General features: G+C 74.2%; 3 protein-coding genes. All 3 read right to left on the reverse strand.

Going from position 1 to position 5,527, the window contains the following annotated elements:
- Positions 1-122 precede the first annotated feature (122 nt).
- Entirely contained in the window at positions 123-1,019 is an 897-nt protein-coding gene (locus ABZ371_RS28205) for an alpha/beta fold hydrolase (protein WP_358684693.1), read from the reverse strand.
- A gap of 286 nt (positions 1,020-1,305) precedes the next feature.
- A complete protein-coding gene (locus ABZ371_RS28210; RefSeq protein ID WP_358684699.1) occupies positions 1,306-2,277 on the reverse strand; it encodes a hypothetical protein in 972 nt (323 codons plus the stop codon).
- A 131-nt stretch (positions 2,278-2,408) separates the two neighbouring features.
- The coding region (dnaE, locus tag ABZ371_RS28215) for a DNA polymerase III subunit alpha (RefSeq protein ID WP_358684696.1) at positions 2,409-5,527 on the reverse strand (3,119 nt) is incomplete at its 5' end.

Consider the following 5,527-nt stretch of genomic DNA (forward strand, 5'->3'; position numbering starts at 1 on the left):
CTGCCCCTACCCGAAGTGCATCAAGGCGCGCGCCACCACCTGACCCCACCCCTGGCCGCCCCGACCCCCCCCCGCCGGGCCCCCCCCCCCGGCCCGGGCAGGCCCGTGGAGGGCCGGCCCGGTCAGCCGATGACCGAGGCGCAGGTCGTCGGGGTGGCGTGCGCCGGGTCGAGCGCGTTCTCGACCTCGTGGAAGGCGATCCGGTCGACGGTCCCGATGGCGACGTGCTCCGAGAGGTCGAGCGGACACAGGTCCTGGAGAAGGACGTTGCGGACGTTCGGCCCGTCGAGGTACTGCGTGCGGTACGGGGTCACGACCTCGTCGTAGCGGGTCGCTATGACGGTGTAGCGGACGCCGGGCACGGTGTCGGGTCCCGCGTTGAGCCTGGTCATGAAGGCGGACCCGGCGACCTGGTCGGCGAGGCCGGGGGTGTGCTCGGTGAGCAGGTCCCCGGCGCCGGGGAAGTACGGCAGCAGCGCGGTCAGTCCGAGGAGGGTGGTGCCGTGGTTGTCGGGGGCTATCCCCACGAGGGCGTTCACCTCGGCCGCGCCGCCGAGGAACTTGAGGTAGTAGTTGGGCATCATGCCGCCCTGCGAGTGGCCGACCAGGTCGGCCTTCGGGGCGCCGGTGGCGCCGAGCACCTTGTCGACGAACGCGTCGAGCTGCCCGGCCGACCTGTCGATCGGGCCGAGGCCGTGGAACAGCGGCACCCCGGGCAGCTGGCCGTAGTCGAGCGAGAAGACGCAGTAGCCCCGGCTGACGAGGTAGGGCGCGAGCACCAGCCAGTTGTCGATCGAGTTGCCGAAGGTCCCGTGGACGAGGACGACGGGGCGGGGGTGGGCGGCGGAGGGCTTGCAGGAGTAGTCGTTCCAGCCGCGGGACGCGGCGGCTGCGGCGGGGGTGGCTGCGGTCGCGGTCGCGGTCGCCGTGGGGGTGGCGATTGCGGCGACCGCGAGGAGCAGTGCGGCGAGGGTTCGGCGTGCGCGCGGGGTGCGCGGGGCACGGATCCAGGGCAGCATCGTGTGTTCTCCTTGCGGCTCAAGGGAGTGGCGATGACTGTGCGCCCTGCGGTCCGGACCGCAGGCGGAACGAGCTGGAGGTGCGGGGCTTCCACGTGCCCTTCTGCGCGCTCTTCCACGCGCCCCTCCACGAACGTGCTCATGCCAAATTACGCGTGGGTAAGGTGGCCCGGGAAGTTACGCGCGAGTAAAAAATCCGCGGCGAAGGCGCGGGGGACCCGCGGCGGGAGCCTGCGGGCGGGAACCCGCAGACCGGAACCCGCGGGCCGGAACCCGCGGGCCGGGATCAGGCGGCCAGCCGCCCCGGCTTCACCGCCTGCGGACCGAACCTCGCCCGCAGCTCGTCGGAGACCTCCTCGATGCGGCGCGCCCGCTCGTCCACCGGGTCGAAGGTGAGCTGGTGGGAGGCCCGTTCGGCATCCGTGAGCCCCTCCGCGCGCAGCGCGACCCCCCGCACACGCGCCCGCTGCAACCCGAACGAGTCCAGGATCCGGTACGCGAGCGCGGTGAGGTCGGCCGAGTGGGCGGTGGGCTCGCGGAGCGTACGGCCGCGGGTCAGCGTCGAGTATCCGGTCCGGTCGGCGTACCGCACGGAGACCGCGAGCGAGCGGCACACCTGGCCGTCGCCGCGCAGCCTGGCACCCAGCTCCTCGGTGAGCGAGAGGAGCGCCCGGCGGTGCTGCTCCGGGTCCAGTTCGTCGCGCGGGAAGGACCGTTCGGCCGCGATCGACCGGGCCGCCGCGTTCGGTACCACCCGCGTACGGTCGATGCCGTTCGCCCGCTCCCACAGCTCGCGCCCGGTGCGCACCCCGGTGATCCGCTGCAGGGTGGCGAGCGGTGCGGCGGCGATCCGGCCGACGGAGTCGAGCCCGTACCCGCACAGGGTGCGCGCGGTCGCCGCCCCGACGCCGTCCAGCGCGGCGGCGGGCCTGTGCTCGAGGAAGCCGGCGACCTCCCGGGCGGGCAGCACGAAGGTCGTCCCGGGCGCCGCCCGACGCGCCGCCATCCGGGCCAGCATGGGATTCGGGGCCGCACCGATCGCGCAGTCCACACCGTGCAGGGCGAGCGCGCGGACCCGGATCACCGAGGCCAGGCCCGCCGCGTCCTGCCCGAAGTACCGCAGGGAGCCACCGATGTCGGCGAGTGCCCCGTCGGGAGGCGCGGCCTCCACGACCGGGGTGAACGCGCCGAGGAGGGCGAGCAGCCCTTCGTAACCGGCGCTGTCCGGCAGCCCTCCGCCGATCCGGCGGAACCGCAGGCACAGGACCGTCGGCCGCTCGCCCGTGCCGGTCGGCCGCTCGCCGGCGCCCGCCGGCGGGCCGCTCGTGACCGTCAGCTGCTCGCCGGTGCCCTCGGGCCGTTTCCCACCGGTGGTGCCCGACCGCTCGCTCATCCCGCACTCCCCGGGCTCCGGTGCCACAACTTCCTTCCGGTGGGCACCCCTTCACCGGCCGGCTGGAGATCGGCCCACGGGTTCATCTCGTAGCCGGTGGACAGGCGGATCCGGCGTCCGGGCGCTCCTTCCGCCTCCGCCTCCTCCTCGGCGGCGGGCACCTCGGCCAGCCGTGCGGCGACCGCGTCGAGTCCGCCGCTGCGCCGCAGCTCGGCCAGCTCCGCCAGGTTCCAGGCCGCCGACCCCACCACGCTCATGCTGCGCGCACCGCGCCGCTGGACCACACCGCGCACCAGCAGCAGCCAGGAGTGGAAGACGGTGTGCGCGCAGGCGGCGTGGCTGTCCTCGAAGAAGGCCAGGTCCACCAGGCCCGTCCCGTCGTCCAGGGTGGTGAAGACGACCCGGCGGCCGGAGCGGATCGGCGGGGTCTGGGTGGCCACCTTGGCGCCCGCGACCAGCACGGTCTCGCCGTGCCTGGCCTCGCGCAGCCGTTTCGCGGAGAGCGCTCCGAGCTCCTCCAGGAAGGCGTGGTGGTCGCCCATCAGGTGGCGTGACACATCCATGCTGAGGACGCCGAGTTCGGCACTGAGGCGCTCGGCGTCGTTGAGGTCGGGCAGGCCGATGGTGCCGGTACGGTGCCCGTCGCCGAGCGGGAGCTGGGCTCCCCCGCCTCCGGACCCCCGCTGGGCGCGGTGGAGTTCGGACAGGTGCAGCAGCAGGTCCCGGCGGTTGGCGCCGAAGGCGTCCAGCGCGCCGACCTGCGCCAGCCGTTCGGCCGCCGGCTTTCCGGGCCTGGCCCGCTGCCAGAAGTCGAGCAGGGAGGCGTAGGGCTGTCCGGCCTCGATCCGGGCGACCTCGGCCTCACTGATGCCGTGGACGTCCGAGAGCGCGAGCCGCAATCCCCATTTCTCCCCACTATCGCCAGACACCAGTTCGATTCGATGGGCCGCCGCGGACCGGTTCACGTCCAGCGGCAGCACCGGTACCCCGCGCCGCCGCGCGTCCGCCAGCAGCAGCCGCTTCGGATACATCCCGGGGTCGTGCGTGAGCAGCCCGGCGTAGAAGGCCGCCGGGTGGTGCGCCTTGAGCCAGGCCGACTGGTACGTCGGCACGGCGAAGGCGACCGCGTGCGCCTTGCAGAAGCCGTAGCTGCCGAACGCCTCGATGATCTCCCAGGCCCGGGCGATCACCTCCGCGCCGTACTTCCGCTCCGCCGCCCGGGCCGCGAACCAGGTCCTGATCCGGCTCTGCGACTCGGGGTCGGAGAGACCTCGCCGCACCCGGTCGGCCTCACCCCGGCCGCAGCCGGTCATGACGTCCACCATCTCGATGATCTGCTCGTGGAAGACGACGACGCCGTAGGTGCCGCGCAGCGCCTCCTCGAGGTCGGGGTGCGGGTGGCGGACGGGCGCCCGACCGTGCCTGGCCTCGATGAACGGCCGCACCATGTCGGCGGCGACGGGTCCGGGGCGGAACAGCGAGATGTCGACCACCAGGTCGTGGAAGGTGGAGGGCTGGAGCCTGCCGACCAGGTCCCGCTGCCCCGGCGACTCGATCTGGAAGCAGCCCAGTGTCTCGGTACTGCTGATCAGCCGGTACGTCTCCGGGTCGTCCGGCGGTACCGCGTCCAGATCGATCTCCTCACCCGACGCCCGCTTCACCTCGGTGACCGCGTGCGCCATCGCCGACTGCATCCGCACGCCGAGCACGTCGAGCTTGAGCAGCCCCAGGTGCTCCACGTCGTCCTTGTCGAACTGCGCCATCGGGAAGCCCTCGCCGCTGGTGGGCACGACCGGCGTGCGGCGCAGCAGCGAGCCGTCCGAGAGCAGCACCCCGCACGGGTGCATGGCGATACCGCGCGGCAGCGCGTCCAGCGACTCGACCAGTTCCCAGAGCCGGCCGTACTTCTCCTTCCGCCCCGCCACGGCACGCAACTCGGGCAGCTCCGCCATCGCGGCGCGGGCGTCCTTGGCACGGATGTGCGGGAAGGCCTTGGCCAGCCGGTCGGTCTCGGCCGGGTCCATGGAGAGCGCGGCCCCGACATCCCGGATGGCGTGGCGCACCCGGTAGGTCTCGGGCATGGAGACGGTCGCGACCCGCTCGGCGCCGAAGCGTCCGATGATCGCGCGGTAGACGTCCAGACGGCGGGCGGACTCGACGTCGATGTCGATGTCGGGCAGCACGAAGCGCCGCGTGGACAGGAAGCGCTCCATGAGCAGACCGTGCTCGACGGGGTCCGCCTGCGCGATCCCGAGCAGGTGGTTGACCAGGGAGCCGGCCCCCGAGCCGCGCGCGGCGACCCGTATGCCCATCCCCCTCACGTCGTCGACGACCTGGGCCACCGTGAGGAAGTAGGAGGCGAAGCCGTGGTGGGCGATGATGTCCAGCTCGTGGTGCATCCGCTCCCAGTAGTCGCGCCTGCCGTCGAGCCCGCGCAGCACCATGCCCGCGGCGGCCCGGGAGGCCAGGACCCGCTGGGCGGTGCGCCGCTCCGCCCCGACGAGGTGCGGCTCGGGGAAGTGGACGGAACCGATGCCGAGGTCGTCCGCGGGGTCGACGCGGCAGGCGTCGGCGGTGCGCCGGGTCTCCGCGAGCAGCCGCTCCCCCGCGCCCGGGCCGAGTCCGGCGGCGGAGGTGATCCGCTCGGCGGTCTCCCGCATCGCACGGGTGTCCTTGAGCCAGCGCTCCCCGCTGTCGAGAGCGGAGCGGCGGGGGTCTACGGGGACGAGCCTGCGGGCCGAGTCGAGGATGTCGGCGACGGGCCCCTGCCCCGGGTCGGCGTACCGGACGGCGTTGGTCAGGACGGCCCGCACCCCGTGCTCGGCGGCGAAGCCGACGGTACGGGCGGCGAGCCGCAGCGATCCCGGCCCGGTGCCCTCGCGGCCGTGGTGGACGGCTTCGAGGCGCAGGGCGTCACCGTAGACCTCCCGCCAGGGGGCGAGGAGCGCGGCCGCCCGGTCGGGCCGGCCGGCGGCCAGCGCGGCGCCGACCTCGGAGGCGGGACCGAGCAGCACGGTGAGCCCTTCGGCGGGCAGGTCGGCCCGGCCGAGCAGGGGCTGCCCGGAGTCCGCCCCGCGGGCGTCGCCGGGGTCCGCCGTGCGGGCGTGGGCGGCGG

Origin of the sequence: Streptomyces sp. NPDC005899 (assembly GCF_040629645.1) — a bacterium.
Classification (GTDB): Bacteria; Actinomycetota; Actinomycetes; order Streptomycetales; family Streptomycetaceae; genus Streptomyces.